At 67.6% G+C, this 25,800-nt stretch carries 23 protein-coding genes; 8 read left to right on the top strand and 15 right to left on the bottom strand.

Going from position 1 to position 25,800, the window contains the following annotated elements:
- Positions 1-63: 63 nt before the first annotated feature.
- A complete protein-coding gene (nudC, locus tag ASE56_RS12955; RefSeq protein WP_056230499.1) occupies positions 64-981 on the top strand; it encodes an NAD(+) diphosphatase in 918 nt (305 codons plus the stop codon).
- Positions 978-2,729 carry an ATP-dependent helicase gene (locus ASE56_RS12960; RefSeq protein ID WP_056230501.1) on the top strand — a complete coding sequence of 584 codons (1,752 nt, stop codon included), beginning with the start codon at positions 978-980 and terminating at the stop codon, positions 2,727-2,729. Before nudC ends, ASE56_RS12960 begins: the two co-directional genes overlap by 4 nt.
- Positions 2,730-3,580: 851 nt before the next feature.
- Here the strand turns inward: ASE56_RS12960 and ASE56_RS12965 are convergent.
- Positions 3,581-5,032 (bottom strand): zinc-dependent metalloprotease, encoded by a 1,452-nt coding sequence (locus tag ASE56_RS12965; protein ID WP_082450795.1) that lies wholly within the window; start codon positions 5,030-5,032, stop codon positions 3,581-3,583.
- A gap of 183 nt (positions 5,033-5,215) precedes the next feature.
- Between ASE56_RS12965 and ASE56_RS12970 the strand changes: the two genes are divergently transcribed.
- On the top strand, positions 5,216-6,337 hold the full coding sequence (locus tag ASE56_RS12970; RefSeq protein ID WP_056230505.1) for a PDZ domain-containing protein: 1,122 nt from the start codon (positions 5,216-5,218) through the stop codon (positions 6,335-6,337).
- Between the two features lie 48 nt (positions 6,338-6,385).
- Positions 6,386-9,331, top strand: coding sequence for a UPF0182 family protein (locus ASE56_RS12975; protein WP_056230507.1), 2,946 nt, complete (start codon positions 6,386-6,388; stop codon positions 9,329-9,331).
- Between the two features lie 269 nt (positions 9,332-9,600).
- On the opposite strand, the gene ASE56_RS12980 is transcribed toward ASE56_RS12975, so the two are convergent.
- Genes ASE56_RS12980 through idi form a run of 7 tightly spaced genes read right to left on the bottom strand, consistent with a single transcriptional unit; the run spans position 9,601 to position 15,194 of the window.
- Positions 9,601-10,494 carry a prenyltransferase gene (locus tag ASE56_RS12980; protein ID WP_056230509.1) on the bottom strand — a complete coding sequence of 298 codons (894 nt, stop codon included), beginning with the start codon at positions 10,492-10,494 and terminating at the stop codon, positions 9,601-9,603.
- The gene (locus ASE56_RS12985; RefSeq protein WP_056230511.1) at positions 10,491-10,805 is read right to left on the bottom strand and encodes a lycopene cyclase domain-containing protein; all 315 of its coding nucleotides are present in this window, start codon (positions 10,803-10,805) and stop codon (positions 10,491-10,493) included. The genes ASE56_RS12980 and ASE56_RS12985 overlap by 4 nt, the downstream gene beginning before the upstream one ends.
- Complete coding sequence (locus ASE56_RS12990; protein WP_056230513.1) at positions 10,802-11,158, bottom strand: lycopene cyclase domain-containing protein; 357 nt, start codon at positions 11,156-11,158, stop codon at positions 10,802-10,804. Before ASE56_RS12990 ends, ASE56_RS12985 begins: the two co-directional genes overlap by 4 nt.
- A 1-nt stretch (position 11,159) precedes the next feature.
- A complete protein-coding gene (gene crtI / locus ASE56_RS12995) occupies positions 11,160-12,716 on the bottom strand; it encodes a phytoene desaturase family protein (protein ID WP_056230515.1) in 1,557 nt (518 codons plus the stop codon).
- Positions 12,713-13,582, bottom strand: coding sequence for a squalene/phytoene synthase family protein (locus tag ASE56_RS13000; protein ID WP_056230517.1), 870 nt, complete (start codon positions 13,580-13,582; stop codon positions 12,713-12,715). The genes crtI and ASE56_RS13000 overlap by 4 nt, the downstream gene beginning before the upstream one ends.
- Entirely contained in the window at positions 13,579-14,646 is a 1,068-nt protein-coding gene (locus ASE56_RS13005; protein ID WP_056230519.1) for a polyprenyl synthetase family protein, read from the bottom strand. Before ASE56_RS13005 ends, ASE56_RS13000 begins: the two co-directional genes overlap by 4 nt.
- Positions 14,643-15,194 (bottom strand): isopentenyl-diphosphate Delta-isomerase, encoded by a 552-nt coding sequence (idi, locus tag ASE56_RS13010; RefSeq protein ID WP_056230522.1) that lies wholly within the window; start codon positions 15,192-15,194, stop codon positions 14,643-14,645. The genes ASE56_RS13005 and idi overlap by 4 nt, the downstream gene beginning before the upstream one ends.
- A 111-nt stretch (positions 15,195-15,305) precedes the next feature.
- On the opposite strand from idi, the gene ASE56_RS13015 reads away from it, so the two are divergent.
- Positions 15,306-15,737, top strand: a complete 432-nt coding sequence (locus tag ASE56_RS13015; RefSeq protein ID WP_326493367.1) for a MarR family transcriptional regulator — start codon at positions 15,306-15,308, stop codon at positions 15,735-15,737.
- 28 nt (positions 15,738-15,765) lie between these two features.
- Here ASE56_RS13015 and ASE56_RS13020 read toward each other — a convergent pair whose 3' ends face one another.
- The 7 genes from ASE56_RS13020 to ASE56_RS16640 form a co-directional block, all read right to left on the bottom strand.
- Positions 15,766-16,407, bottom strand: a complete 642-nt coding sequence (locus ASE56_RS13020) for an SUMF1/EgtB/PvdO family nonheme iron enzyme (protein WP_056230524.1) — start codon at positions 16,405-16,407, stop codon at positions 15,766-15,768.
- Entirely contained in the window at positions 16,404-17,324 is a 921-nt protein-coding gene (locus ASE56_RS13025; protein WP_056230527.1) for an SMP-30/gluconolactonase/LRE family protein, read from the bottom strand. The genes ASE56_RS13020 and ASE56_RS13025 overlap by 4 nt, the downstream gene beginning before the upstream one ends.
- A gap of 49 nt (positions 17,325-17,373) precedes the next feature.
- Positions 17,374-17,862 (bottom strand): hypothetical protein, encoded by a 489-nt coding sequence (locus ASE56_RS13030; RefSeq protein ID WP_056230529.1) that lies wholly within the window; start codon positions 17,860-17,862, stop codon positions 17,374-17,376.
- A 155-nt stretch (positions 17,863-18,017) separates the two neighbouring features.
- Positions 18,018-18,536, bottom strand: coding sequence for an LPXTG cell wall anchor domain-containing protein (locus ASE56_RS13035; RefSeq protein ID WP_056230531.1), 519 nt, complete (start codon positions 18,534-18,536; stop codon positions 18,018-18,020).
- A gap of 218 nt (positions 18,537-18,754) precedes the next feature.
- A complete protein-coding gene (locus ASE56_RS13040; protein WP_056230532.1) occupies positions 18,755-20,569 on the bottom strand; it encodes a DUF4012 domain-containing protein in 1,815 nt (604 codons plus the stop codon).
- Between the two features lie 79 nt (positions 20,570-20,648).
- Positions 20,649-22,148, bottom strand: coding sequence for a polysaccharide biosynthesis tyrosine autokinase (locus ASE56_RS13045; protein WP_056230534.1), 1,500 nt, complete (start codon positions 22,146-22,148; stop codon positions 20,649-20,651).
- A gap of 168 nt (positions 22,149-22,316) precedes the next feature.
- Positions 22,317-22,955, bottom strand: a complete 639-nt coding sequence (locus ASE56_RS16640) for a hypothetical protein (RefSeq protein WP_082450625.1) — start codon at positions 22,953-22,955, stop codon at positions 22,317-22,319.
- A 145-nt stretch (positions 22,956-23,100) separates the two neighbouring features.
- Between ASE56_RS16640 and ASE56_RS13055 the strand changes: the two genes are divergently transcribed.
- From ASE56_RS13055 to ASE56_RS16650, 3 genes are all read left to right on the top strand, one after another.
- The gene (locus ASE56_RS13055; protein WP_056230539.1) at positions 23,101-23,766 is read left to right on the top strand and encodes a CPBP family intramembrane glutamic endopeptidase; all 666 of its coding nucleotides are present in this window, start codon (positions 23,101-23,103) and stop codon (positions 23,764-23,766) included.
- 124 nt (positions 23,767-23,890) lie between these two features.
- Positions 23,891-24,643, top strand: coding sequence for a WecB/TagA/CpsF family glycosyltransferase (locus ASE56_RS16645; RefSeq protein ID WP_162234514.1), 753 nt, complete (start codon positions 23,891-23,893; stop codon positions 24,641-24,643).
- 57 nt (positions 24,644-24,700) lie between these two features.
- The gene (locus ASE56_RS16650) at positions 24,701-25,762 is read left to right on the top strand and encodes a glycosyltransferase family 4 protein (RefSeq protein WP_082450631.1); all 1,062 of its coding nucleotides are present in this window, start codon (positions 24,701-24,703) and stop codon (positions 25,760-25,762) included.
- Positions 25,763-25,800 lie beyond the last annotated feature (38 nt).

The raw sequence follows: 25,800 nt of genomic DNA on the forward strand, positions 1-25,800 counted from the left end.
CCCTTGACCGAGGAGGTCGGTCGTCCGACCGCCGCTTGCCGCCCGCCGTCAGAGAGGTGTTCGATGCCGCGTCCCGCGTCTTCGTCGTCCGAGGTCCGTCCCCCGTTGACCGTGGATCGCGCGGGTGGTGAGCGTGACGACGAAACCTTGCTGGGCCGCCTCCGCGCGGAGCCGGGCACGCGTGTGCTCGCGATCCGTCGAGACGCCGCGCCCCTCCGCGACGGCCGCCTCGCACTCGTGTCGACCACGGAGGTGGACGACGGCGTCGTGACCGAGTGGGCATTCCTCGGACGCACTGCCGACCGCACCGCGGTCGTTCTGGCGGCGTTGAGCGATGGCGCGCCCGACGAGATCGTTCCGGATGCCGAGTGGTCCCCGCTCCGCGCCGCCGGTGGCGACCTGCCCGCCGGCGAAGCCGAACTGCTGACCACCGCCGTCGCTCTGGCGGGGTGGCTGCGCGATGCCGCCTTCTGCCCGGCGTGCGGCTCGGAGACCGAACTGCGCCACGCCGGCTGGTCGCGCCACTGCCCCGTGTGCGGGCGCGAGCACTTTCCGCGCACTGATCCCGCGGTGATCGTGCTCGTGACCTCCGCCACCAGTGACGACCGCATCCTGCTCGGTGCCAACGCCGCCTGGGGCGGGGACCGGTATTCGTGTTTCGCCGGCTTCGCCGAGGCGGGGGAATCGCTCGAAGACGCCGTGTCCCGCGAGGTGGGCGAAGAGGCCGGGGTGCGCTTGCGTGACATCGCGTACCGCGGTTCGCAGGCGTGGCCGTATCCGCGGTCGCTGATGCTCGGCTTCCGCGCGGTGGTCGTGGATGACGCCGAGGCGCAGGCCGACGGCGACGAGATCGTCGAGGTGCGCTGGTTCGACCGTGACGAGATCGGGGCGGCGCTGCGGGGCGAGGGCTCGGCGATGCTTCCGGGACCGGCGTCCATCGCCCGGCGGCTCATCGAAGACTGGTATCGAGGCGTCGCGTGACTTCGCCGCTCGAGGGGCTCGACGAGTACCAGCTCGAGGCCGCCCGCGCGCTGCGCGGTCCGGTGTGCGTGCTCGCGGGGGCGGGTACCGGTAAGACGCGCGTGATCACGCGCCGCATCGCCCACGGCGTCGACACCGGCGCGTACTCGCCGCAGCGCGTGATGGCGGTGACCTTCACGGCCAAGGCCGCGGGAGAGATGCGCGGGCGTCTGCGCGCTCTCGGCGTCTCGGGGGTGTCGGCCCGCACGTTCCACGCGGCGGCCCTGGCACAGGTCAACTTCTTCTGGCCGACGCTCGCCGGCGACCAGGCTCCGTCGATCATCGACAACAAGGTCCGCATGCTCGCGCACGCGGCCGATGGTGTGGGACTCGCTCCCGACACGGCGACCCTGCGCGATGTGGCCTCGGCGATCGAGTGGCGCAAGGTGACCCTGCGGTCGATCGAGCAGTACGCGGCGGACCGCCCCGATGGCGTCGGTCGCCTCGGGGTGGATCAGGTCGTCGCGCTGCAGCGGGCGTACGAGAAGCTCAAGGACGAGCGTCGTCAGATGGACTTCGAGGATGTCCTGCTCACGTGCGCCGGGATGATCGAGGCCGAACCGCGTGTCGCCGCGGCGGTGCGCGAGCAGTACCGGCACTTCACGGTGGATGAGTACCAGGACGTCTCTCCGCTGCAGAACCGGCTGCTCGAGCTGTGGCTCGGGGATCGTCGCGACCTGTGCGTGGTGGGCGACGCGAGTCAGACGGTCTACTCCTTCACCGGCGCCGATGCGCGGTACCTGCTCGATTTCGAGCGCACCCACGACGACGCGCGCGTCGTGCGTCTCGAGCGCAACTACCGCTCCACCGCTCCCGTGCTCGCCGTCGCGAACGACCTCATGCGGGGTCGGGCCGGTGCCCTCGAGCTGAAGGCCGCGAGCGACGACGAGACGCCGACCCCGACGGTCCGCGCCTTCGACGACGACGAAGACGAGGCCGCCGCCGTGGCCCGCTCGATCCGCGACTCGCTCTCGCGCGGCGTCGATCCGCACGACATCGCCGTGCTGTACCGCTCGCACGCCCAGTCGGCGGCGCTGCTCTCTGCTCTGGCGAAGGTGGGCGTCGCCGCGTCGGTGCTGGGCGGGCGCAAGTTCTTCGACCTGCCCGAGGTGCGTCAGGCGCTCATGGCTCTGCGGGCGGCGTCCGTGGCGCCGCTCGAGACGGGCTTCCTTCCGACGGTGCGCGATGTGCTGCGCAGCGTCGGGCTCACCGACGACCCGCCCGAGGCGGGCGGTGCCCTGCGCGAGGCGTGGGAGGCGCGGGCGGCTCTGCTGCGGCTGGCCGAGGAGGCCCCCGCGGGCACGGATCTGCGCGCTTTCACCGACGACCTGCAGGCGCGCGCCCGCGATCAGCACGAGCCGACCACCCGCACGGTGACGCTGGCGACGCTGCACGCGGCGAAGGGTCTGGAGTGGGATCACGTGTACCTCGTGGGAGTCAGCGAAGGGCTCCTGCCGATCTCGTACGCGAAGACGTTCGAGGCGGTCGACGAGGAGCGACGCCTCGCGTACGTGGGCGTCACGCGGGCCGCGCGAACGTTGTCGGTGAGCTGGGCGCGGGGCCGAGGTCGGGGTGAGCGGTCTCCGTCGCGATTCCTTCGGGAGATCGGCAGTGGCAGTCTGCGCTCGGCTGATGCAGCGTCCAGGCCCGCCGGAACGAGTCGCCGCGCAAGTGCAACGACCTCGTCGTCCGCCCGATCGGAGCGGTGAGCAAGAACCGCGCCGCCCGACCGGCCTCGGCGGCGAGGGCCACGTCGACCTCGGGTCGGGGTCTGCCGATCAGCTGGGCGGCCACCGTGGCCCAGTCCGGGTCGTGGCGGCGCTGATCGGCGTCGAGGCAGGCCAGGCATGCGGTTCGTCCCGGCGCCACGACGGGGCCGATGCGGGCGCCTGACCCGTCGAGGACGAGGGGCACGTGGGTCACGTCGTCGCGGACGAGCGGCCCCGCCCGTCGCGGGTCGACCCGGTGAGCGGCCAGCAGAACGACCTGCGTTCCGGGGGCGACGTCTTCGGTCGCCGGTCCTGCCCAGGGAACGACCCGCGTGCGGGCGGGCAATGCCGCCAGCACGGCGCGAGTCGCCCGCGCCGGCAGATCGTCGTCGACGTGAAGGGCGAGGGGTGGATGCCGCGTCCTCCGCGCCAACGCCGGCGCGACCGCCGCGAGGAAGGCGTCGGCCTCGCCGTCCCCGGCCCCGTGCACGCGGGCGAGGCCTCGCACAGCGGCCGAGTTCGTCCCCTCGGCCAGGGCCGCGACGACGACGTCGACCCACGAGCCGGTGAACGGCGAGACGGCCACCGCGGGGGCACCGAATTGGACGCTCCCGTCGGCGCGCCAGAGCGGGGGAGCGGCGGAATCGAGTCGGATCATCGCCCGATCATCGCGTCGCTCGAGATCCCGGATGCCGTTGTCCCCAGGGCGAAAACGGCGAAACGCCCGTGGGGAGGAACGTCGTCCTCCCCACGGGCGTCAGCTCGAAGCCGGCTCGGCGCTCACAACAGCGCCCGGCCCGCGTCACAACGGGTCCGCCGCGTACAACGGCCATCCGCGCCCCGGGCCCGCGTCACACCGGGCGCTGGTCTCCCGGAGCCGCTCCATCGTCATCGCCGCGGTCGCGTCCGGCGTCACCCGCCGCGTCGCCCGCGCTCCCGGCATCCGGTCTCCCGGCATCCGGGCCCGCAGTGCCGGGCGTCCCGGCATCCGGGCTCTCGCTCTCGGCGTCGCGTCGTCCGCCGTCGGCTTCCTCGGCGAGCAGCTGCGCGAGCGCGTCGTCCATCGCGTCGGAGGGGGCCGCTTCTCCGCGCGAGGCGGCCGTCAGGCGCGCGATGAGTGCCGCGGGGTCGTCGATGTCCTCCGACGACGGCATGAGGTCGGGGTAGTCCCACAGCCCGTCGCGACCGTCGACGCCGACCGCGTCGGTGACGGCGCGCCACATGGCCGCGGCCTCGCGCATGCGGCGGGGGCGCAGCTCGAGGCCGACCAGGGCGCCGAGCGCCTGCTCGGCGGGCCCGCCCACCGCGCGGCGGCGGCGCACGGCCTCGGCGATGCGTCCGGCCGAGGGCAGCCGCGAGGTGGCGTCCTCGGTGACGACGTCGACCCAGCCTTCGATCGTGGCGAGCAGGTTCTCGAGGCGCGTGAGCGCCGCGGTCTGCTCTTCGGAGCGCTCGGGCAGCAGCGCGCCGCTCTCGAGGGCGCCGCGCAGTTCTTCGGGCTGCGTCGGGTCGAAGCGCGAGGCGAGGTCTTCGAGGGCGGCGGTGTCGACGTGGATGCCGCGGGCGAAGTCGCGCACCTGCGAGATGACGTGCAGGCGCAGCCACCGGGCGTGACGGAACAGGCGCGCGTGAGCGAGTTCGCGGGTCGCGAGGTAGAGGGCCAGCTGATCCTCGGGGATCTCGAGGTCGCGACCGAAGTCGGCGAAGTTCTGAGGCAGGATCGCGGCGTCACCGTCGGGCATGACGGGGATGCCGACGTCTCCGCCACCGACGACCTCTGTCGACAGGCGGCCGACGACCTGGCCGAGTTGGGTGGCGAAGAGCGACCCGCCGACGGTGCGCATGAGGCGACCGGCTCCGGCGATCATCTCCTGCATGTCGTCGGGGGCCTGCTGTCCGAGGGCCGCGGTGAGCGCGTCGGCGATGCTGGTCGCGACGGGCTCGGCGAGCTCCTGCCAGACGGGCAGGGTCGCGCTCACCCAGGCGCCGCGGGTGACGGCGCGCGGGGGACGGGGGAGGTCGCTGATCGAGGTGGCCTCTCCCAGCCACAGCGCCGCGAGGGTGAACGCCTGGTCGATGTCGGTGCGCTGACCGGTGGTCACGCCCAGGCCGTCCTGGTTGGCGATGTGCAGGGCCTGGCGCTCGGCCAGGCTCCAGTCGACGCCGTCGTTGGTGCCGGCGAAGGCGCCCTGCAGCTGCGCCATGACCGCCTGCAGCATCGCGGGATCGATCTGCATGCCCGACAGCCGCGAGAGCTGTTCGGGGTCGATCCCGCTGACATCGCCTGACATGAGACGGCGCATGAGTTCTTGGAACTCGTCCTCGGGGCTCCGGTCGCCGCCGGGGTTGTCGTCTGCCACTTCAGCCGCCTTTCAGCCAGGTCTGGGGGAACGAGTCCTACGCTAGTCGCACGCTTCCCCGCATCTGTCGGCCCGGCCTCTCGCCGCTTACGCCGCGCGCGAACGACCCGGCAAAGGATTGAGACCGTGACCCTGTTCGATGAGAACGTCTCCGTCGTGCCCGCCCCTCGACAGCGGTGGAGGCGCGGCACCGTCGTCGGCGTCTGGTCGCTCACGATCGCCGTCATCGTGCTGTTCGTGATGACGTTCCTGCCCTCGGCGTACGTCATCCAGCAGCCCGGCCCCGTCTACAACACGCTCGGGACCACCGCGTCGGCCGACGGTCAGCAGGTGCCCCTGATCACCGTGCCCGACGAGAAGGACTCCACCAGTACCGGTCAGCTCGACCTGCTGACCGTCCAGGTGAGCGGCAACCGCGAGCACACTCCGTCGTGGATCGAGTTGGCCTCGGCCTGGTTCGACAGCTCGCGCGCCGTCGTCCCGATCGACCGCATCTTCCCCGCGGGGCAGAGCACCGAGCAGCGCAACACCGAGAACGCCGCCCTCATGACCGACTCGCAGCTCGAGGCGAGCGCCGCGGCCCTCCGGCAGCTCGGGTACGACGTCCCGCAGGAGATCGCCGTCGGCACGATCGACGACTCCGGGGCCGCGAAGGGCCTGCTGCAGCAGAACGACGTCATCACCTCCGTCGACGGGGCGGCGGTTTCGAACATCGACGACGTTCGCGCCGCCGTGCAGAAGGCCGCCGGAGCCCCGGTCACCGTCGGGTACGAGCGCGATGGCACGGCATCCACCGTCCAGGTCACGCCCCGGCAGACCGATGTGAACGGTCAGACGCAGTACCTGTTGGGCGTCGGACTGATGATGACGTTCGACCTCCCCGTCGACGTGAAGATCCAGCTGAACGATGTGGGCGGCCCGAGCGCCGGCATGATGTTCGCGCTCGGCATCATCGACAAGATGTCGACCGGCGACCTGACCGGTGGCCAGCACATCGCCGGCACCGGCACGATCGACGCCGACGGCAATGTGGGCCCGATCGGCGGCATCCGTCAGAAGCTCTACGGAGCTCGGGATGCCGGGGCCACCTGGTTCCTCGCCCCTGAGGCGAACTGCAACGAGGTCGTGGGGCACGTGCCCGACGGCATCCGGGTGTTCTCGACGTCGACGCTGAAGCAGTCGCTCGCCGTGCTCGAGACCATCCGCGACGGGGGCGATCTCGACGCCCTGCCGACGTGTACTTCGTGATCGTCCTTTCACGGCGAACCCCAGGCGGGGCGCGCCTAGGATGGACGGGTGACCACGACCTCGGCGCCGAATCAGGCCACGCCTCCTAACCGCTCTCGACGGATCATCTCGATCACTCTGGCGGTGATCGCAGCGCTCGTCGTGGCGTTCTTCGTCTTCGCGAACTTGTACTCCGACTGGCTGTGGTTCTCGCAGCTGGGCTTCACCACCGTGCTGACCACCCAGTGGATCGGCCGCAGCGTGATGTTCGTCGTCGGTTTCGTCGCGATGGCGTTGCCCGTGTGGGGCGTCATCCAGCTCGCCTACCGGCTGCGGCCGGTGTACGCGCGTCTGAGCTCGCAGCTCGACCGCTATCAAGAGGTCGTCGAGCCGCTCCGCCGCCTGGCGATGTGGGGCATCCCGATCTTCTTCGGCTTCTTCGCGGGCTTCGCCGCTTCCGCCCAGTGGGAGACCACGTGGCTGTGGTTCAACGGCGTCTCCACCTCCACCACCGACCCCCAGTTCGGTCTCGACACCGGTTTCTACCTGTTCGGGATGCCGTTCTACGCCGCCGCCCTCGGCTTCGCGTCCGCGGTGGTGCTGGTGTGCCTCCTGCTCACGGGCGTGGTCTCGTACCTGTACGGCTCGGTGCGCGTCGGCCAGCGCGAGCTGCGCATCTCGAAGGCCGCGCGCATCCAGCTCGCGATCCTCGCCGGCCTCTACCTGCTGCTGCAGGGTGCGAGCCTCTGGCTCGACCGTTTCCGCACGCTCGTCGAGCCGTCGGAGCGCATCACCGGTCCTGGCTACGTCGGCACGAACGCCGTCATCCCCGGCCAGACGATCCTCGCGATCGCGGCCGTCATCGTGGCCCTCGCGTTCTTCGTCACGGCGTTCCTCGGTCGCTGGCGCTACCCGCTGATCGGTACCGCGCTGCTGGTCGTCTCGGCGATCGTCGTCGGCGCCGCCATCCCGTGGGCGGTGACCACGTTCCAGGTGCGTCCGAACGAGCTCGCTCTCGAGAGCCAGTACTACCAGCGCAACCTCGACGGGACGAAGGCCGCGTACGGTCTCGACAACATCGAGAAAGAGAACTTCCAGGCCACCACGACGGCCCAGGCGGGTCAGCTGCGCAACGACGCTGAGTCCACCGCGCAGCTGCGCATCATGGACCCCGCGATCATCGGCCCGACCGTGCGCCAGCTCGAGCAGTACCGCGCGTACTACCAGTTCAACACTCCGCTCGACGTCGACCGCTACACGATCAACGGCCAGACGCAGGACACCGTGGTGTCGCTGCGCGAGCTGAACATCGGTCAGCTCGGCGACGCGGCCTCGTGGCAGAACACGACCCTCGTCTACACGCACGGCTACGGCATGGTCGCGGCGGCCGGTAACGAGCGCACCGCCGACGGCGACCCGGTCTTCCTCGAGCAGGCCATCCCCGGCACCGGCTTCCTGACCGACCTCAACTACGAGCCGCGGGTCTACTTCGGCGAGCAGTCGCCCCCGTACTCGATCGTCGGCGGCCCCGAGGGCGGCGAGAATATCGAGCTCGACTACCCGCTCGGCGCCGACGGCGGCAACGAGACGCGCACGACCTTCGCCGGTAACGGCGGCCCCAGCGTCGGCAACGTCTTCAACCGCCTCATCTACGCGCTGAAGTTCCAGTCGGAGCAGATCCTGTTCTCGGACTACGTCAACTCCGACTCGCAGATCCTCTACGACCGCAACCCCAAGCAGCGCGTGCAGAAGCTCGCGCCGTACCTGACGCTCGACAGCGACCCGTACCCCACGGTCGTCGACGGGCGCATCAAGTGGGTCATCGACGGCTACACCACGAGCGCGAACTACCCGTACTCCTCGGGCGTCTCGCTCTCGCGGGCGATCGCCGACTCGAACAACCCGGCTCCGACCTACGCGTTGGATGACATCAACTACATCCGCAACTCGGTCAAGGCCACGGTCGACGCCTACGACGGTTCGGTGAGCCTGTACGCGTGGGACGACCAGGACCCGCTGCTCAAGGCGTGGCAGAACATCTACCCCACGACCGTCAAGCCGTGGACCGACATGTCGGCCGACCTCATGAGCCACGTGCGCTACCCGACCGACCTGATGAAGGTCCAGCGCTCGATGCTCGGCGTGTACCACGTCGACGACGCGCGTTCGTTCTTCCAGCAGGACAACCGCTGGACGACCCCGAACGACCCGCAGGACCCCGCGACCTTCCAGCCGCCGTACTACCTGACGATGAAGATGCCGAACCAGGACGACCCGTCGTACTCGATGTTCACGAGCTTCATCCCGGCGTCTCAGGGCGGGCAGGCGAGAAACGTGCTCACGGGCTATCTCGCCGTCGACTCCAATGCGGGTAATCAGCAGGGGACGAAACGCGACGACTACGGCAAGCTCCGAATGCTCGTGATCGATTCGTCGACCACGGTGCCCGGACCCGGCCAGGTGCAGAACACGTTCGACTCCGATACGAACGTCTCGTCGCAGATCAACATTTTGAAACAGGGGCAGTCGCAGGTGCTCAACGGCAACCTGCTGACCCTCCCGGTCGGTGGCGGTCTGTTGTACGTGCAGCCGGTGTTCGTGCAGTCGTCGGGTGATACGAAGCTCCCGCAGCTGAGACGCGTGCTGGTCGCCTTCGGCAACAAGATCGCGTTCGAGAACACGCTCAGCGAGGCGCTCGACACGTTGTTCGGCGGTGATTCCGGCGCGAATACGGGCGACGAGACCGTCACCCCGACCGACCAGAACAGCGGTTCGGGCGGATCCTCGGGCACCCCGGCTCCGACGGGCGACTACGCGGCTGCCCTGCAAGAGGCGCGCGACGCGCTCACGGCACGTCAGGCGGCGCTCACGAGCGGCGACCTCGCGGGCTTCGCGACGCAGGACGCCCGCCTCACCGCGGCCGTCCAGCGCCTGCTCGACCTCGAGTCGCAGGGCCAGGGCGGCACGGCCAGCACCACGCCGACCCCGGCTCCCTCGGCCACGCCCGCGGGCTGATCGATCCCTCGGCGCCGGCGTCCCGCTTCCCGCGGGGCGCCGGCGTCGTCGTTCCCGCCGCCGCCGCCTACGGCGCGTTCCCGCACCGCGCTCACGTGCGCGCCGCGCGCCCCCTGGATGCGCGAGACTGCATCGCGCTGATAAACCCGCGTCAGGCTGACGCCCTCTCGTCAGGAAGTTGCCGTCTCGCCGGCCCGAGCGCCCCCGCCGCGCTCGCGCGCCGCAGCGCCCCACGCCGCAACGCTCGCGCGCCGGAGCGCCGCACGCGCTCACGCGCTGAGGAACCACCACCAGATCAGCAACATCGTGGTGCCGAAGCCGGCGATCTGGTTCAGCCACAGGAAGCGGTTCCAGCCGGCGGTGGCGCGGTCGCTCTCGGCATCGGTGACGTTCCGGTACGGCCAGCACACGACGAGGTAGGGCACCACGAGCGCGGCGGCCAGGGGCCCGGGCCAGGCGGTGAACAGCATGGCCACCCCGGCGAGGGCGTAGGCGACGAGGGCGAAGCGCACGGTCCATCGGGCTCCGCGGGCGGTCGCGATCGACGAGATGTCGGCGGCGCGGTCGGCTTCGACGTCCTGCACTGCACCGAAGGCGTGCGAGGCGATGCCCCAGAGCGCGAACGCGATCAGCACGAACACGAGTTGCGGCGTCCACACGGCGCCCGCGAGTACGAGCCCGTACACGGCGGGCGAGAAGAAGTGGATGCTGCTCGTCATCGAGTCGGCGAACGGGCGCTCCTTGAGCCGCAGCGGCGGCGCGGAGTAGAACACGACGAAGAACAGGCTGAGCGCGAGCACGAGCCACGACAGCGGCGACCCGATGATGACGAGGTACACGACAAACGGCAGGCACGACAGCGCCGAGGCCCACAGTGTGATGGGGTGCATGCGCTTGGCGAGCACGGCGCCGTGTGTGCCGCCCTTGCGGGGGTTGCGCAGGTCGGACTCGTAGTCGAACACGTCGTTCACGCCGTACATCGCGAGGTTGTAGGGAACGAGGAAGAACAGGATGCCGATGATCAGCGTCGCATCGATCGTCCGCGTGGTCAGCAGGTAGGCGGCGGCGAACGGGAAGGCGGTGTTGATCCAACTGACCGGTCGCGACGACACGAAGAGCTCCCGCAGCACGCGGCCGGGGGTGAGGGCGGCGGGGGCGGTCATGCGGTGTCCTTCGAGGGCAGGGGAGCGAAGAGGGTGAACAGCGCCGGCACGAGGAACGCCGCGCACAGGGGGTAGGCGAAGTCTTCGAGGGGGGCGAGCCCGAGTTTCAGGCCGCTGAGGTGCTCTTGAGGATACGAGAACAGGTCGACGGCGATCATGAGGTTGTCGAACACGAGCGTCAGGCCCACCAGCACGAGTGCCGTCAGAGCGGAGGATGCCATCCGCTGACGGAACCGCGGCCGCCGGAGCGTGGCGAGGGTGACGAGGAGGGTGACGACGACGAACGGCAGCACGATGAGCGGGTAGGTCACGCGGACCGCCTCTCGACCGCCGGGGTGTCCGTGCGGCGAGTCCGTGCGGCGGCGCGCCGCTCGAACACGGCGAACATCACGACCGCGAGGTAGCTCAGGAACAGCAGGAAGAAGAGCTCTTCGAGCGGCAGGTGCGGGGCGAGCATCACCCCGACGAACAGCGGGCTCTCACCCTTGACGAAAACGCCCGTGGCGATGCCGACGAGGTCCCACGCGAGGAAGAACACCGTCCCGCCCAGCACCGCCATCGTGGTGCGGAGAGGAGCGACCCGCAGCGCGAGCGAGTACTTCCCATCGATCAGCATCATGCCGATCAGCGAGAAGAGGATCGCGCCCAGGTAGATCCCCGGCACCTCAGACCGCCGCGCGCGCGGGTTCCGCCAGGGGACCGGCGGTGGTGTCGCCCGTCAGGCGCTTGACCACGAGCTCGGCCGAGATGAGGCACATGGGCAGGCCGATGCCCGGCAGCACCGAGGTGCCGGCGTAGTAGAGGTTGTCGACCTTGCGCGAGCGGTTCTTGGGGCGGAAGATCGCGCTCTGGTTGAGCGTGTGCGCGAGTCCGAGCGAGTTGCCGTGCCAGGCGTGCAGGTCTTCTTTGAAGTCCTCGGGCGCGATGGTCTTGCGCACGACGATCCGCTCGGCGAGATCCGGGATGCCGGTCCATTCGCCGATCTGCGCGATGACGCGATCCGCGGCCTTCTCGATGCGCTCGTCGCCGGCGCCCGAGACGCCTCCGCGGCCGCTGTCGGGGTCGGCGGGCACGGGGACGAGGACGAACAGGTTCTCGTGTCCCTCTGGCGCGACGGAGTCGTCTGAGGCGCTGGGGCGGCAGATGTAGATCGACGCGGGGTCGGGGATCTTCTTGTTCTCGCCGAAGATCGCGTCGAAGTTGGTGTGCCAGTCGTCGGTGAACAGCAGCGTGTGGTGGGTGAGCTGCGGCAGCTCGCCCGTGACGCCGAGCAGAAGCAGCAGGGCGCCGGGGCTCGGCACCTTGTCCTTCCACCACTTCTCGGGGTACTGGCGGTCCTTCTCTTCGAGCAGCTCGTTCTCGGTGTGGTGCAGGTCGGCGCCCGAGACCACGGCATCCGCTGCGAAGATCCGGCCGTCGGCGAGGCGCACGCCGCGCGCGGTGCCCGACTCGGTGATGATCGCCTCGACGGGTGCCGAGGTCTCGATCGTGACGCCGCGCTCGCGCGCGAGCTTCTCAATCGCGGTGATGATCTCGGTCATGCCGCCCTTGGGGTAGAGCACGCCGTCGCCCAGGTCGAGGTGGCTCATCAGGTGGTACAGGCTCGGCACCTCGAAGGGCGATCCGCCGAGGAACACCGCGGGGTAGGCGAGGATCTGCTGCAGCCGCGAGTTGGTGAAGTCGGTGGTGACGCGCTTCCACAGGGTGCGCGTGAGCAGGGGGATGAGGGTGGGCAGGCGCTTCACCAGCGCGGGGTCGCGCAGGCCCTTGGTCGACGAGTACGGGTCGTAGAGGAACTTCGACGTCGACAGCTCGTAGGCGTCTTTCGCGGAGTCGAGGTACGCGTCGATGTTGTCGCCCGAGCCGGGCTCGTGCTTCTCGAACAGCGCGCGAACGGCCTCGCGACCCGACACGATGTCGATCGGCTCGCCCTTTCCGGGAGGGCCGTAGACGCGGTACGCCGGGTCGAGGCGCACGAGGTCGAGCTGTTCGGCGGCGCTCGTGCCGAGCAGGCGGAAGAAGTGGTCGAACACCTCGGGCATGAGGTACCAGCTGGGGCCGGTGTCGAAGCGGAAGCCGTCTTTCTCCCACGAGCCCGCGCGGCCACCGAGGGCGTCACGCGCCTCGAAGAGGTGGACGTCGTGTCCGCGGTCGGCGAGCAGTGCTGCGGTACCGAGACCGGCGATCCCGCCTCCGACGACGACGATGCGCTGGGCGCTCATGAGCGTGAACCTTTCGGGGGGCGGCCCAGTAGGGCGCGGGCGGCGAGGGTGGCTTTGACACCGTCGGGAACGCGGACGCGCGGGGCGCCGGCGGGGGAGGAGCGGAGGCGGCGAGAGAGTTCCGCGAACAGGTCATGCGCCGTGGTGACGGCGGCGCGGCAGTCGGGTGGCAGGTGGGGGATGACGGATGCCGCGGCGGCGAGGTCGGCGTCGATGCGATCGAGAACGGCCACTCGGCGTTCGTCGTCGGCCGCGCCGTCGAGGTAGTCGCGGCCGAGGCGGTCGGCGTCGTCGGCGAGGTCGCGGAGGAAGTTCACGTCTTGGAACGCCGCGCCCAAGCGCCGTGCGCCGTCGACGAGGTCGGCGGCGGGTCGGGCGGGTGCCGACATCCCGGCGTTGAGGAACACCTGCAGGCACATGAGCCCGACGACCTCGGCCGAGCCGTAGACGTAGGCGTCGTGCGAGAGGTCGTCGTGCTCGGCGGTGTCGAGGTCGGTGCGCATCGACGCGAAGAACGGGGCGATGAGTTCTTCGGTGATGCCGCACTCGCGCGCTGTCCGGGCGAACGCGTGGACGACGAGGTTGGCGCTGAAGCCGGTGGTGATGGCATCCCGAACCTCGTTCTCGAGGCCGTCGAGCACCGCGCGTTCCCGCTCGGGACTGAGCCCCGCGTCGTGGGCGGGTCCGTCGACGATCTCGTCGGCCACCCGCACGAGGGCGTAGATGTTGCGCACGTGCGGGCGCGGGCGGGGCCCGAGCAGGCGCGCGGCGATGCCGAACGAGGTGGAGTAGCGATTGATCACCGCGGCGGCGGCGTCGTCCGCGGTCTGGGAGTACAGCTCGAGGCCCGTGGGCGCATGACTCACGGAATGCGCTCCTGCACGGCTTTCACGAGGTCGCGCAGCATGTCTTGGCACGCGGCCGGCACCGTCGAGGAGTCGACGATGATGAGGGCCTCTTCGAGCGTGTCGAGGATGAGGCATTCGAGTTCGGCGCGGGCGCCCGACTCGGAGAGGGCCTCTTGGGCGGCGCGCACCGCAATCGGACCGGTGTGGGCCTGGGCGAGCGCTTCGCTGACCTCGGGCCACTTCGGTGTCTTGCGGGCGAGCGAGATGAGGTGCGTCTTCTTCGCCTCGCGCAGGTCGCAGCCCTCTTCTTTGCCCGATACCGCCGACGAACCGAAGGCGCCGATGAGGTCGTCGACCAGCTGGTACGCGAGTCCCAGACGCTGGCCGAACCGCTCGAGCGCGTAGATCGAGGGGCTCGGGGCTCCCGCGATGAGGGCTCCGGCCTGCAGCGGTGCCGAGAACGAGTACGCGGCGGTCTTGTCGCGCGTGGTGCGCAGCACCGCCTCGGAGTCGACCTCGCCCGACGAGACGGCGTGCTCCACGTCCGAGAGCTCGCCCATCGCCGAGATGAGAACGGCGTCGTCGAGCATCTCGAGCAGCGGCTGGCGCATGCGGTCGGGGAGTTGTGCGAGGGCGATCATGCGTCCGGCCTCGTGCAGCAGCAGGTCACCGGCGAGGATCGCGGCCGCGTCTCCGAGCAGGGCCGAGCCGTCGGCATCCGCCCCCTTCATCAGACCCCGCTGGCGGAACTCTCCGCCGATGTTGGGCACGCCGCGGCGTTCGGTGTCGTGATCGATCACGTCGTCGTGGATGACGAACGCCGTGTGCAGCAGTTCGAAGGCCGCGGCGACCTGGTACACGCCGATGCGGTGTTCGTCGTCGCCGTAGAGCGTCTCGAAGGCCGAGACGACGAGCAGGGGACGGAAGCGCTTTCCGCCTTCGGTTGCCCGACGGATGGCGGATGCCAGGTACCGGGCGCCGTCGCCCAAGGTGGTGGCGCGCCGCTGAAGGCGCGAGAGCGCCCCGTCGATCTCGCGGTCGATGCCCTGACGGGCGACGGGGGTGGATTCGAGACTGATCATGAGGCGCGCCTCACGGTGTGAGGCGTCTGGAAGAGGTGCAGTTGCTGCGCCTGCAGGACGAGCCAGGGGCTGAACGCCCACGGCGTCGACTCGAGAGACGCGGCGAGTTCGAGCGGGTCGACCCAGCGGTACTCGGCGACCTCGTCGGGGTTGGGCTCGGGGTCGACGTCGGCGCGGGCGATGTACACGGGGCAGATCTCGTGTTCGACGATGCCGCTGGCGTCGACGGCGCGGTAGCGGAAGTTCGGGAGGGCCAGCTCGAGGTCGCGGATGACCAGGCCGACCTCGTGCTCGGCGCGGCGGTGCACCGCCGCGAGCGAGGCTTCGGAGGGGCCGGGGTGGCCGCAGAACGAGTTCGTCCAGACGCCGGGCCACGTCTTCTTGTGAAGGGCGCGGCGCGTGACGAGCACTTCGTCCGCGGAGTTGACCACGTGGCACGAGAACGCCAGGTGCAGAGGTGTCTCGGTGTCGTGCACGGTAGCCTTGGGCGCCGTGCCGATCTCGTTGCCGAAGTCGTCCAGGAGGACGACATATTCGGTCTCGCTCATCGTGCCTCCCGTTTGCTAGTTTAGCTAGCGATGTAGGCTTGACTATACCGACGCCGAAAGGGGGTGTCCACCGTGACGAAAGCCGTGTCGGCCTCTGGTACAAGGCCCGCCGTGACCCACACTTTACGCGCCGTCCAGACCCTCAGCGACGCCCTCGACCGCATGCACTCGGGCATGAAGGGCGAGATGGACATGAACGCCAGTGACCTCGCGACGCTGCGCATGCTCACCATCCGCGAGTACCGCGGTCAGATGGTCAGCCCGCACGATGTGGCGAGCCACCTGCGCATCTCGACCGCGTCGACCACCAAGCTCATCGACCGCCTCGTCGCCTCTGGCCATCTCGAGCGTCTGCCGCACCCCTCGGACGGGCGGGCCCGCGTGGTCGTGCTGACCGACAAGTCGCGCCGCGAGTTCTTCCAGCACTTCGGCGTGCACCTGGGCGCCATGCGCGATGTCGCCGAACGCTTCGACGACGGCGAACTCGACACCATCGTGGCGTTCATGGACTCGCTCACCGAGTCCATCACCACCGAAGACTGACCGGCGAAGCAGTAAGGCCCCCGGGGCGTCACCCCCGCGCGACTCGCACGCCCACGTCGTCGAACGCATCCCGCTGACGCCCGCCCCGCCGCGCGGTCGCCCGCACCTGCGCAGGGGCGTCCGACCATCCGCCGCCGCGGAACACGCGCGCGTCGCTCTCGCCCTCGGGGTCGTACAGGTTGGCGCACCATTCCCACACGTTGCCGAGAGTGTCGAAGAGTCCGTGGAGGTTCGGCATCCGTCCTCCGACGTCCGCCGGGGCGGTCAGGCCGTCGGCGGCCGTCCAGGCCACCTCGCGAACCGGTCCGTAGGCCGATGACGTCGAACCCGCGCGGCACGCGTACTCCCACTCGTCTTCGGTGGGCAGGCGAAAGCCGTCCGAGTCGGGGTCGCCCGTCACGACCTCTCCGTCGAACGAGTAGACGGGGTCGAGGCCTTCCCATTCGCTCAGCGCGTTGCAGAGACGAATCGCGCGGAGCCAACTCAGCTGCGTCGCGGGGCGTCGCGGATGGCGGGACGGGATGCCGAGCAGTTCCGCGATCTGTTCTTCGGTGATGGCGTAGACGCCGATCTCGAAGCTGTCGACGACGATCTCGCGTCGTTCGGCGCCCCGCAGATCCCCGCGCCGTACGCGGCCGGCGGGGATGCGCGCCATCTCGACGTCGGTCACGCGAGTTCCACCATCCAGAGGTCGCTGTCGCCGGTGATGAACAGGCGCATCTCGTCGGCGTCGAAGGTGCAGTTGCTGACGACGTGGGGGGTCGGGATGACGCCCAGGCGCGCGCCGGTCCCGTCGACGATGACGACGCCCGCTTCGCTCGAGATCCAGAGCCAGTCGCGGCTGTCGACGACGAACCCGTCGGGGATGCCGGCATCCACCGTCGCGAAAGTGCGCGGGGCGCCGAGGCTCTCGCCATTCCAGCTGCACGCGACGACGCGGGGGAGCCGTTCGGCGTTGGACTCGGCGACGTAGAGAGTGCTTTCGTCGCGGCTGAAGGCCAGTCCGTTGGGCTGGTCGAGGTCGATCATGCGCTGCAGGCCGTCGCCGTCGCGCCAGCGGTAGACGCTCTGGTGGGGGAGTGCGGGGTCGGCGGGGTATCCCTCGCGCGGATCCGAAATGCCGTACGTGGGGTCGGTGAACCAGATCCAGCCGTCGGATGCCACGACCAGGTCGTTCGGGGAGTTCAGTGGCTCGCCCTCGAAGGCGTCGACGAGCAGCTCGGTGCCGTTCTCGTCGGTGCGGCTGATGCCGCGGCGCCCGTGTTCGGCCTGGACGAGGCGGCCGTCGGCATCCATCGCGTTTCCGTTGGCGAAGTTCGAGCGGTCGCGCACCGTGACGATCGAGCCGTCGTCGCGCCACGCGAGGGTGCGCCGGCCGATCACGTCGCTGAACACGAGGGAGCGCTCTTCGGGCCACCAGACCGGTCCCTCGGCCCAGGTGGCGTCGGCGTAAAGAGACAGCAGCCGCGAGGTGGGCGGCAGGACGGCGCTGAGGCGTTCGTCCCACACGCGGGGAGGGGCGACGTCGACCGTCTCGGGGGAGCGGGCGCTCTGCAGGATCTGACCGTCGAGGGGAATGCGGGGCATGGTCCCAGTCAAACGTGCGGGGGCCGCCGGGTGGGGCGGCTTGACGCGCTCAACCGAACGGGTGGGCGGTGGGCGCGGCCGGCGACGTGGCGAACTGGATGAGCACCTGCAGGCACGGCTCGTCGCCGACGGTGCCCGAGAGGTGTCCGGCCGTGCCGTCGACCTCGGTGGTGTCGGTGTCTTGCCCGAAGTGGATGTCGCCGGGTCCCATCTCGACGCGCGAGCCGTCTTGCGTCTCGAGGAACCAGCGCCCCCGCAGCGGGATCACCCACTGCGGATGAGGGGAGGGATGCCACTGCCCCACCCACCCGACCGGCAACGCCGCGAAGAGCACGGCCGACACCTCGCCGGGGAACGGCCGCATCCACTGCGGGTCGGCTCCGCCGCCGACGCTCTGCATCCCGAATCCCCGTAGGACGGATTCGTCGAGCCGGCTCTTGCCGTCGAGTCCGGTCCACATGTGGACGAACGGCAGCGTCGGCGGGGTGTCGGCGTCACGCCCGTCGTTGTCGCGGGGAGCGGTGGTGGTCGTGTCCATGGCTCGAGTCAACCGCGCCGAGCCCGGGGGAGCGCAGGGTTGACGGAGGGGGAGGGATGCCGGTGCCGGTGCCGGTGCCGGCGCAGGCGCTTACGAACAAAGAAGGGGCGCCGCCGACCGAAGTCGACGGCGCCCCTTCAGGAACGAGTGGTGCGTCAGGCCTTGCCCTCGGCGCGATTGCGACGAACCGTGGTGGCCACGGCGATCGTGCCACCGGCGAGCGCGAGAGCGCCGCCGCCGACCCACAGACCGAGCATCGAGTTGGCGTCGAAGCCGGTCGCGGGGAGGCCGGTGTTGCCGCCCGCGTTGTTCGAGCCGCCAGCGGTGCCGCCCGTGGGCGTGGCTGAAAGCGTGTAGGTTCCACGGGCGTCAGCGGGGAGCGTGACAACCGCGGTCGCGTTGCCGGAGGCGTCGGCGACCTTCGTGATCGACTTGGAGCTGACGGGCAGGTTCGCCGTGGCGAGGCCGGCCTGGTTGGCGTTGTAGCCGACGAGGACGAAGTTCACGGTGGCGCCGGGAGCCACGTTGAACGTGACCGGGCCGTTGTTGGTGATCGTCACGGTCTGCGTGCCGGGAGCGGTGGGGACGTACGCCTGAGCCACGGCGGGGGCTGCGAAGAGCAGCGCGCCGGCGAGGGCCGCGGTGACGCCAGCCTTCTTGAGGTTGAGCTTCATGAGTGCCTGCTTTCGAATCCGGGCTACCGGGAGGTGGTGGTCCGCGTCCGTGCTATCCCGATGGAGCTGCAAGGGGAAGGACAACAATGAAGCGGTGGGTGGTGCTAGACCCTTTCTGAGTATTGCCTAGGTTTTCCCTGGATTGCAAATTGTCAAGGTTTCGACTACGTAAATTTACGCTGACGCGCAGTCGGCGGCGCATTTACGCAGTCGCATGTTCACTGCAAGGTTGCGATTCCGGTGGCTTCGCAGGTTGCTTTGACCGTCGGGTCGATTCCCGCGTCGGCCGTCGGGGTCACGAATGCCTCCGCTTTTGACGCCGTCGTCGTTGCGCGCACGGTCACGGTCAGGTCGGCCGACGACTGGGGAAGAAGTTGGAACCCAAAGGTCAGCACCTGACGCCCCTCGAAAGTCCCGGTCGAGGGACCCGTCCCGGTCGCGGTCTCGGCCGACACAAGTTCGAACCCCTCGGGGAGGTAGACGTTGTTGACGACGGTCGCCGTTCCCGGCGCCGTACCGAATGCGCCGTTGGCTGTGACGTATCGCGGAAGTGACGTCTCGGAGTCGGTGGGCGCGGTGTTCGTCAGGGTCATCCGCAGGGTTAACTGACGCGGACCGTTCCGCCCGTCGGGGGCGCATTGGTCCCACGCCAGACTCACGTCAGGCTTGACGTAGTAGCTCATCTTCGAACCGCCGCCGTCGTTGAGATACACCCCGAACCGGGCCGTGTCGTCGTCCGTTTGCGGCAACTCACCGGCAACCGACGACCCCTCCAGAATGGCTTGTTCGTCGGGATCGGCGCTCCACATCAGCACTCGTCGCTGGTCGGCCGCAGTCGCGATATTTGTCAGCAAGCTCACCGTCGACCCGCGTCCCTCGAGGAAGGCGTTGAAAACAGCTCCGGTCGAGGCAGCGAAGAATGCATCCTGCGCTGACGGATCGGGGTATCGCTGATAGACGTCGCTGAGCAGCGTTTTGACGGCGTTCTCGGCAGACAGCGTCGAGCCGTCGGGCAGTGCTACCGGTCCGGTTGCGCGCAGAAGGTAGGACAGCACCACCGGATCCAGGGCGATGACGCCGTCCACGGACACACCCGTTCGCTGCCTGTACATTTCTCGGGCGAGCGGGCCATCGAAGGTGAAATCGGGAACCTGCGTCAGGTTCTGGAAGAAGCGTGCAGGTCTGGTCTCGTAGATGTTCTGCACGTCGGCGGGTAGGTCGACGACCGGACTCTTGATGCCGCTCGACAGCGAGGTGCCGGATTCGGTGTTTGCGAGGCTGATCGCACCCTGGTTGGTCTTGAGGAGAATTGCCGTGCCGGCGATGCCGCCCAAGGATCTCCACTCTGCGTTGTTCTGCACGAGGACCAGATAGCTGCGTTCACCGTTTTGGCCAAGAACGTCGGGAAGTAGGCGTGTCGCTCGCGAAAGCGCGTCGAGGCTTGCGGCTGCCTGTTCGAACACTGCGCCCGACTTATCGACAGCGCGCTCCAGGACTCCTATAAGAGGCGTCCGGTTTACGGCGTCCACCCCATCAGCGGCCGCGGCGGCGGCCACCGCAGCTGATTGAGCGGGCTGCGCGAGGGCGGACAGTCCGGTCGTGTCGATACGACCGTTGACTGGCTTCAACGCATCGAAGGACGTGTCTTGAGCAGCAGTCACCAGGGGCAAGAGAGCGTTGCCCAACAGGGCATTTCCGGCCGCGGCCACAGTTCCAAATGCGTGCAGTTGGGGACCAATCCACGGTGAGCTCTCCGCGAGCTTCCACACCGGGTCCGAAGTGAGGTCGTGCGCGGCTGCGGCGTCGGTTGCGAGTCGAGCTACGGTAGCGCCCGCCGCCCCCGGGTCGGACGCGAGCGCCGCAGAGGCCTCGCTGAGGCCCGCTTCGATTCGCGACAGGTGCTGATAGGCCATCCACCCACGCACGCCAATCCAGGCCGCGGCGATGACGAGGAGGACGAGAAATGCGCCGACGACCCAGGCCGCAACGCGACCAGCCTTGAGCATGGCTGGTGGGAGCGGGGATGAGCTCACGCTGATACCTTTCGTCCTTGCGATCGCAACTGAGCCCGACTGCGTGCGATCTAGCTGGCCACGTATGGTCGTGGCCGGCTTACGCTTCGCGCTGAGCTTCCCGTGAGGTGCGTCTTGGGGAGAAGCCGAGTTCATCCAGCGACACCTCAGCAGCGACTGGTGCGTCTTCGGCGCTCTTTGCTTTTTTGCGCGCGAAACGAGTCGCCTTGACCGGCACTTCCCGGTACCCGTATCCGTACCCGTAGCCGTAGCCCGAGTAGTACGAGTCGGGCCCGCGCGTCGGCACCATCGACATGATGAACCCGGCGAGCTTCGCTCCCACGGTATTGAGTGCCTCGGTTGCTCCGGTCAGCTGGTGCTTAGTGGTCTTTCCCGCCGCCACCACCATGAGCGCCCCGCTAGTCGCGCGGGCAAGAATTGCAGCGTCGGTGACCGGTAGCAATGGTGGAGCGTCGCACAGGACGACGTCGAAGTCACGCTCGAGCATCTCAAGGAGGACGGTCATCTGCTGCGAGCCCAGTAGCTCGCTCGGGTTGGGCGGGATTTTCCCCGCGGGCAGCACGTAGAGGCTACGACCGCCCCAGGGCAACATGACCTCGTTGACCTTTGCCCTCCCAATGAGGACGTCGGTAAGACCGGCGCCACCCTCTACGCCGAGGTATTCAGCGACTTTTGGCTTTCTCAGATCCGTGTCGAGGAGCGCAACTCGCTTTCCCGCGTCTGCCAGCGCGATAGCGAGGTTGATGGTGGTCGTGGACTTACCCTCACTTGGTATCGAGCTAGTCACGACGAAGCTCGAGCGACCACCCATGTCCAAGAACTGCAGGTTGGTGCGAAGCGCGCGGAACGACTCCGCTCGGGGACTGAGAGGGTCAGCGTGAACGATGAGCGGGCGCTCCTTCGCCTTCGCATCGAACGCGATTGCACCAATGGCGGGTGCGCCCGTGATCTGCGCCGCGTCCCGGGGGGCCCGAACGCGGTTGTCGAGACTCGTCCGCAGAACGGCTACGCCTACGCCGAGAGCTAGACCCGCAATCAGTCCGAGACTGAGATTGAGAAGCACGTTGGGGCTACTCGGCTGCGCGGCGGGCTGTGCCTCGCTGACCCGAGTGAGGCGTACGGGGCTGGATCCACCGTCCACGGCGGGTTCAAGCTGCGGGACGACGGTGGACAGGCTCTCCGCAATCGCATTCGCGACTTCGGCAGCACGGTCCGCAGACGCGTCACTTACAGTCAAAGTGATGAGCGTCGAGTTTAGCGCCGCGCTTGCCTTCACGCTTTTCGCTAGTGTTTCCGCAGTTGTCGGCAGGCCCAGCGAAGAAATGACCGGCTCTAGGATCGCCGGCGTAGCGACGAGACCGAGATACGTGTTGATCCGTGCTTGAGTGAAGGTCGACCCCTGCTGTAGCTCTGCAGTTGTTGTCCCGCCTTGCGTCGAGACAAACACAGTGCTCGAGGATTCGTAGACGGGCGTCCGCGTCAGGGTGAATGCGGTCGCTCCACCCAGTCCGAGCACTGTAAGCAGCAGGATGACAAGCCAGCTTTTGCGGAGGATGCGGATGTAGTCGCTGAGCTCCATGGTGCCTCTCGAAAGACGCGTCGGCCTCATTCGAGACCGCGCTGGGGGAACTTCCACAGTCTGACACATGGATTGTTTCGGGCCGGTTAGGAGACGGTGTTGCGCCAACCTGAAGTCGCTCACTTCGACATTTTGCGATGGCAAAAACGCCCGACGCGCCAACCTGTTTCAAGTTGCTAGTGCTAGGCGAACTAGCCTCTCGACTGAGGGCAACGCGCGCGCCACCTGTACACCGGACATTGCGTACGTGCGCCGGGATCGTCCGTAAGGATCGACAACGTCGTCGTCGTCAGGCGAGTCGGGCGGGGGAGCGATTCCTCGCCGGCTGGCAACGTGAGCAAGCATCCGCATAAGAGCGGCCTGGGGGTTTTCTAGGCCCTCAGGCTTTCCTGGCATCACGAGCTCATCACTGTCGGTGAGTGCCACCAGGCGATCCAACTCCCGCAGCGTGAAGGTTGTGCGCGAAAGCGAGGGGTCCAGTTGCACGATCGCACGCCTGTGGTTTCGAGCCATAGCAATGACGAAATCAGCAGAACGGAGTTGCGTCGTGTCCAAGAATCTGGACACGTGGGTCGAGGCCGCTTCCGGCGACGCCCCCAGTTCGACCGCGATCTTCTGCGCTTCGGAAGTCATTGGCAGTCCGGGTCGTGATCTCGTGCCGGAACTCGAGATCTGTACGTCGAGCTCAGACAGCCGCTGCGCGAGTACTAGCGCGGCGAGCGGGGACCGGCACACGTTGCCGGTGCACACGGTCAAAATTTTGAGCACAGAGGAGATCCTCGATCCGCTCGCCTGGGGCAGGAGCATTGTGGGCGGCTAGGTTGGCGACGTGCACGATGAGCGTAATGCCAGCAGCCAGGGTGACTCTTGGGAACTTCCAGGTGCTGAACGCGTTGAGAATAGTCAGCGAGCGCCCGCGGGCGCACGTCGGCGACGGCGGAAGGATTGGCGGATGGGCGGACGCGCCATCAACCGATGGGACCTCCGCGTTTTAGTTGTTGCATTGACGGGCCTGGGAATGGGTATCGTCGGGGGTACCTTGGCGGCCCACGTATCCGCGCCGCACCCATCGACAATCTCAACAGCCGTCCTCTGGTTGGGTCTCGTCGCTGCCGTTCTGTACGCATTTCTGCGATCACGGCCAGCGAACCTTCTGACGCTCAAGCCGCAGGACTTTCTCTGGGGAGTTGGCCTCGGCGTCGCGCTGCGTCTCGTTCAAGGAATTGCGAGCGGCGCCAACTCAACGTCGTTTCCGTCCGCAGAAACCAGTCTCGGGTTCGGCGCTTCAACGCTGATGGCGGGTGCCCTTGGCCCTGTCGTGGAGGAATTATTCTTTCGGGGCGTGGTACTCGTCGTCGTATACCAATTGCTCAGAAGATCCATCGGAGCGGCCTCTGCGGGGGCATCCGCAGCGTTGTTCTCGACCGCGACATTCGTCTTGACCCATGCGGCGTTCCAGACCATCACTCTTGTTGACGGGCTCGGGCTCTTCTTACTTTCGATGACCTGCTCCGGTATTGTCCTTCTGACTGGCCGGCTGTGGGGAGCAGTCCTCGCACACGTCGTTTACAACGCCGTCTTTCTTGCTGTCGGATTTCTGGGCTCCTTCCTCGCCTGATGGGGGTAGGCGTGCAGGGTCTCGCCGCTCCGATGCTGGTACTCTTCAGCGCGAACACCTACACGACGTGCGAGACGGCTCCAGTCGACCGCCGAACCCCGACTGAAATGGTGGTATGGCTCTGATGAGGTTCGAAACGGACTCTGTGGGCGGCATTGTTTTCGTGCGAGCTGACGTCGAGCAGGTCAGTCGTTGGCTCACGCATGATCTCGCATTTGGCGGAGTTGGAATCAATCTACGTTTGGCGAACGCTTACAACATCGCGCTGGCAAGCAAGTCGAGCGCATATGCCGCAATCTTGGCAGATGACCGAGGCATCAACTTGCCAGATGGATCTCCCGTGGCATGGGCCTTACGCATCCGGAGGAAGCGCCCCTCGGCGGAACAGGTGCGGGGGCCGTCTCTTTTCCGAGCGTCGCTCGAGAGTACCCGAAGCGGAGACCTTGGCCATTTCTTTCTAGGCAGCACGGAGCAGGTGCTTCATTCGCTGACTCAGAATGTCCGTAACCAGTACCGGGGAGTGAAGATTGCAGGCGCGTACTCGCCGCCTTTCGCTGAAGTTGACGATCAGTACGTGAATCTATGCGCGCAAATTGTACGAGAAGCGGATCCTGACATCCTTTGGCTTGGCTTGGGCACTCCAAAACAAGACATTCTGGGGACGCGACTCGCGCACGTCCTCGACATTCCGATTGTGAATGTCGGCGCAGCGTTCGATTTTGTCGCGGGGAGCGTTGTCGAAGCCCCAGCCTGGCTGCGGGGAACGGGACTGGAATGGATGTATAGGCTCATGAAAGAGCCCCGACGTCTTTGGAAGCGCTACGTATTCGGGAATATGCGCTTCATCTGGGCCACAATGATTCGATGGCGAGATTGAAACGTGCGCGTTACATTAATTAGCCAACTGCCGCCACCGCGCCATGGATCTACCATCATGACCGAGCACCTATTTCGCTCTCTGAAGGAGATGGGTCATGATGTGGAAGTTGTTGAGAGGCGCTTCAGCAAATCTGTCAGCGAAGTGGGCCGCTTTTCCCTTCGCAAGATGGGTTCAGCGGTGTGGATGCCTGTACGTCTGCTGAGCGCCGTGACGGTGCGGCGTCCTGACGTTGTGATTTTCTTCGTCACAAACAGGACATTCTCCTTCCTAGTGGATGTCCTCCTCACAGGCGTGCTCAGACTGACGAAGACGCCTCGGATTCTTTACGTGCATACGTCTGGCTGGCAACACCTGAGCGAGCAGGGCAAATTGCTGAGATCACTTGCGCGATTCACGTTCGACGGCGCTCGGGCCGTCGTGACGCTCGGCCCCCGGTTGGGAGCTGACCTGCGGGGCGTGGCTGGGGACACGCCCGTTCGTTTTGTTGCAAACACAACTAGAACGCCGGCCCGTCGTCGAATCAGCGACGTACTCAACGAACCGCTTACGGTTCGCTACATTTCCAATCTCATCCCTGCCAAGGGGGTGATCGACTTCATTCATCTGGCGGAAATTCTGATCAGCGAGGGCTTTCCAATCCGATTTGAGATCTACGGGGCAGCGGCTGACGCGGCGTTCCATAGCGAGGTTGAAGCTCGCGTCTCTGCTTTAGGTTCGGAGCAGTTGACCCTCCGAGGGCATGTCTCCAACGAGCGGCACATGGCGCGCATCCTGGAAAGCACAGACGTACTGGTTTTCCCCAGCGTGTATGAATTTGAAGCTCAACCACTCACCATCGTCGAAGCAATGGCCAACGGTGTGGTCGTCGCGGCGTACGACGTTGGCGGGGTTGCAGACGTTGCATCGAAGGAGCACGCTTTCGTTGCTTCTCCGGCGGCTGTACATGAACTAGCTGGGTTCGTTCGCAGAATGCATGAGGATCGAAGTGAGTTGAGTCGACTCTCACTCGCGGCACAGGCGCATTTCGATCAACATCTGAGTCCTGCGCGTTTTAATCAGGAGTGGGCATCTGTCCTCGAGGAGGGGAACTGTCTTGAATCAGAAAGATCGGTTTGAGGAGTTCTCCCTGTTCTCCACCCTCCGCGCGGATTACT

This window comes from Microbacterium sp. Leaf203 (assembly GCF_001421275.1).
GTDB lineage: Bacteria > Actinomycetota > Actinomycetes > Actinomycetales > Microbacteriaceae > Microbacterium > Microbacterium testaceum_A.

What these genes read in the sequence shown, in the direction of transcription:
- nudC (WP_056230499.1), top strand. Translation starts at nt 64, where the DNA reads ATGCCGCGTCCCGCGTCTTCGTCGTCCGAGGTCCGTCCCCCGTTGACC.
- ASE56_RS12965 (WP_082450795.1), bottom strand. Translation starts at nt 5,032, where the DNA reads ATGCGCCGTCTCATGTCAGGCGATGTCAGCGGGATCGACCCCGAACAG.
- ASE56_RS12980 (WP_056230509.1), bottom strand. Translation starts at nt 10,494, where the DNA reads ATGACCGCCCCCGCCGCCCTCACCCCCGGCCGCGTGCTGCGGGAGCTC.
- crtI (WP_056230515.1), bottom strand. Translation starts at nt 12,716, where the DNA reads ATGAGCGCCCAGCGCATCGTCGTCGTCGGAGGCGGGATCGCCGGTCTC.
- ASE56_RS13005 (WP_056230519.1), bottom strand. Translation starts at nt 14,646, where the DNA reads ATGATCAGTCTCGAATCCACCCCCGTCGCCCGTCAGGGCATCGACCGC.
- idi (WP_056230522.1), bottom strand. Translation starts at nt 15,194, where the DNA reads ATGAGCGAGACCGAATATGTCGTCCTCCTGGACGACTTCGGCAACGAG.
- ASE56_RS13025 (WP_056230527.1), bottom strand. Translation starts at nt 17,324, where the DNA reads ATGCCCCGCATTCCCCTCGACGGTCAGATCCTGCAGAGCGCCCGCTCC.
- ASE56_RS13030 (WP_056230529.1), bottom strand. Translation starts at nt 17,862, where the DNA reads ATGGACACGACCACCACCGCTCCCCGCGACAACGACGGGCGTGACGCC.
- ASE56_RS13035 (WP_056230531.1), bottom strand. Translation starts at nt 18,536, where the DNA reads ATGAAGCTCAACCTCAAGAAGGCTGGCGTCACCGCGGCCCTCGCCGGC.
- ASE56_RS13045 (WP_056230534.1), bottom strand. Translation starts at nt 22,148, where the DNA reads ATGGAGCTCAGCGACTACATCCGCATCCTCCGCAAAAGCTGGCTTGTC.
- ASE56_RS16640 (WP_082450625.1), bottom strand. Translation starts at nt 22,955, where the DNA reads ATGCTCCTGCCCCAGGCGAGCGGATCGAGGATCTCCTCTGTGCTCAAA.
- ASE56_RS13055 (WP_056230539.1), top strand. Translation starts at nt 23,101, where the DNA reads ATGGGCGGACGCGCCATCAACCGATGGGACCTCCGCGTTTTAGTTGTT.
- ASE56_RS16645 (WP_162234514.1), top strand. Translation starts at nt 23,891, where the DNA reads ATGAGGTTCGAAACGGACTCTGTGGGCGGCATTGTTTTCGTGCGAGCT.
- ASE56_RS16650 (WP_082450631.1), top strand. Translation starts at nt 24,701, where the DNA reads ATGACCGAGCACCTATTTCGCTCTCTGAAGGAGATGGGTCATGATGTG.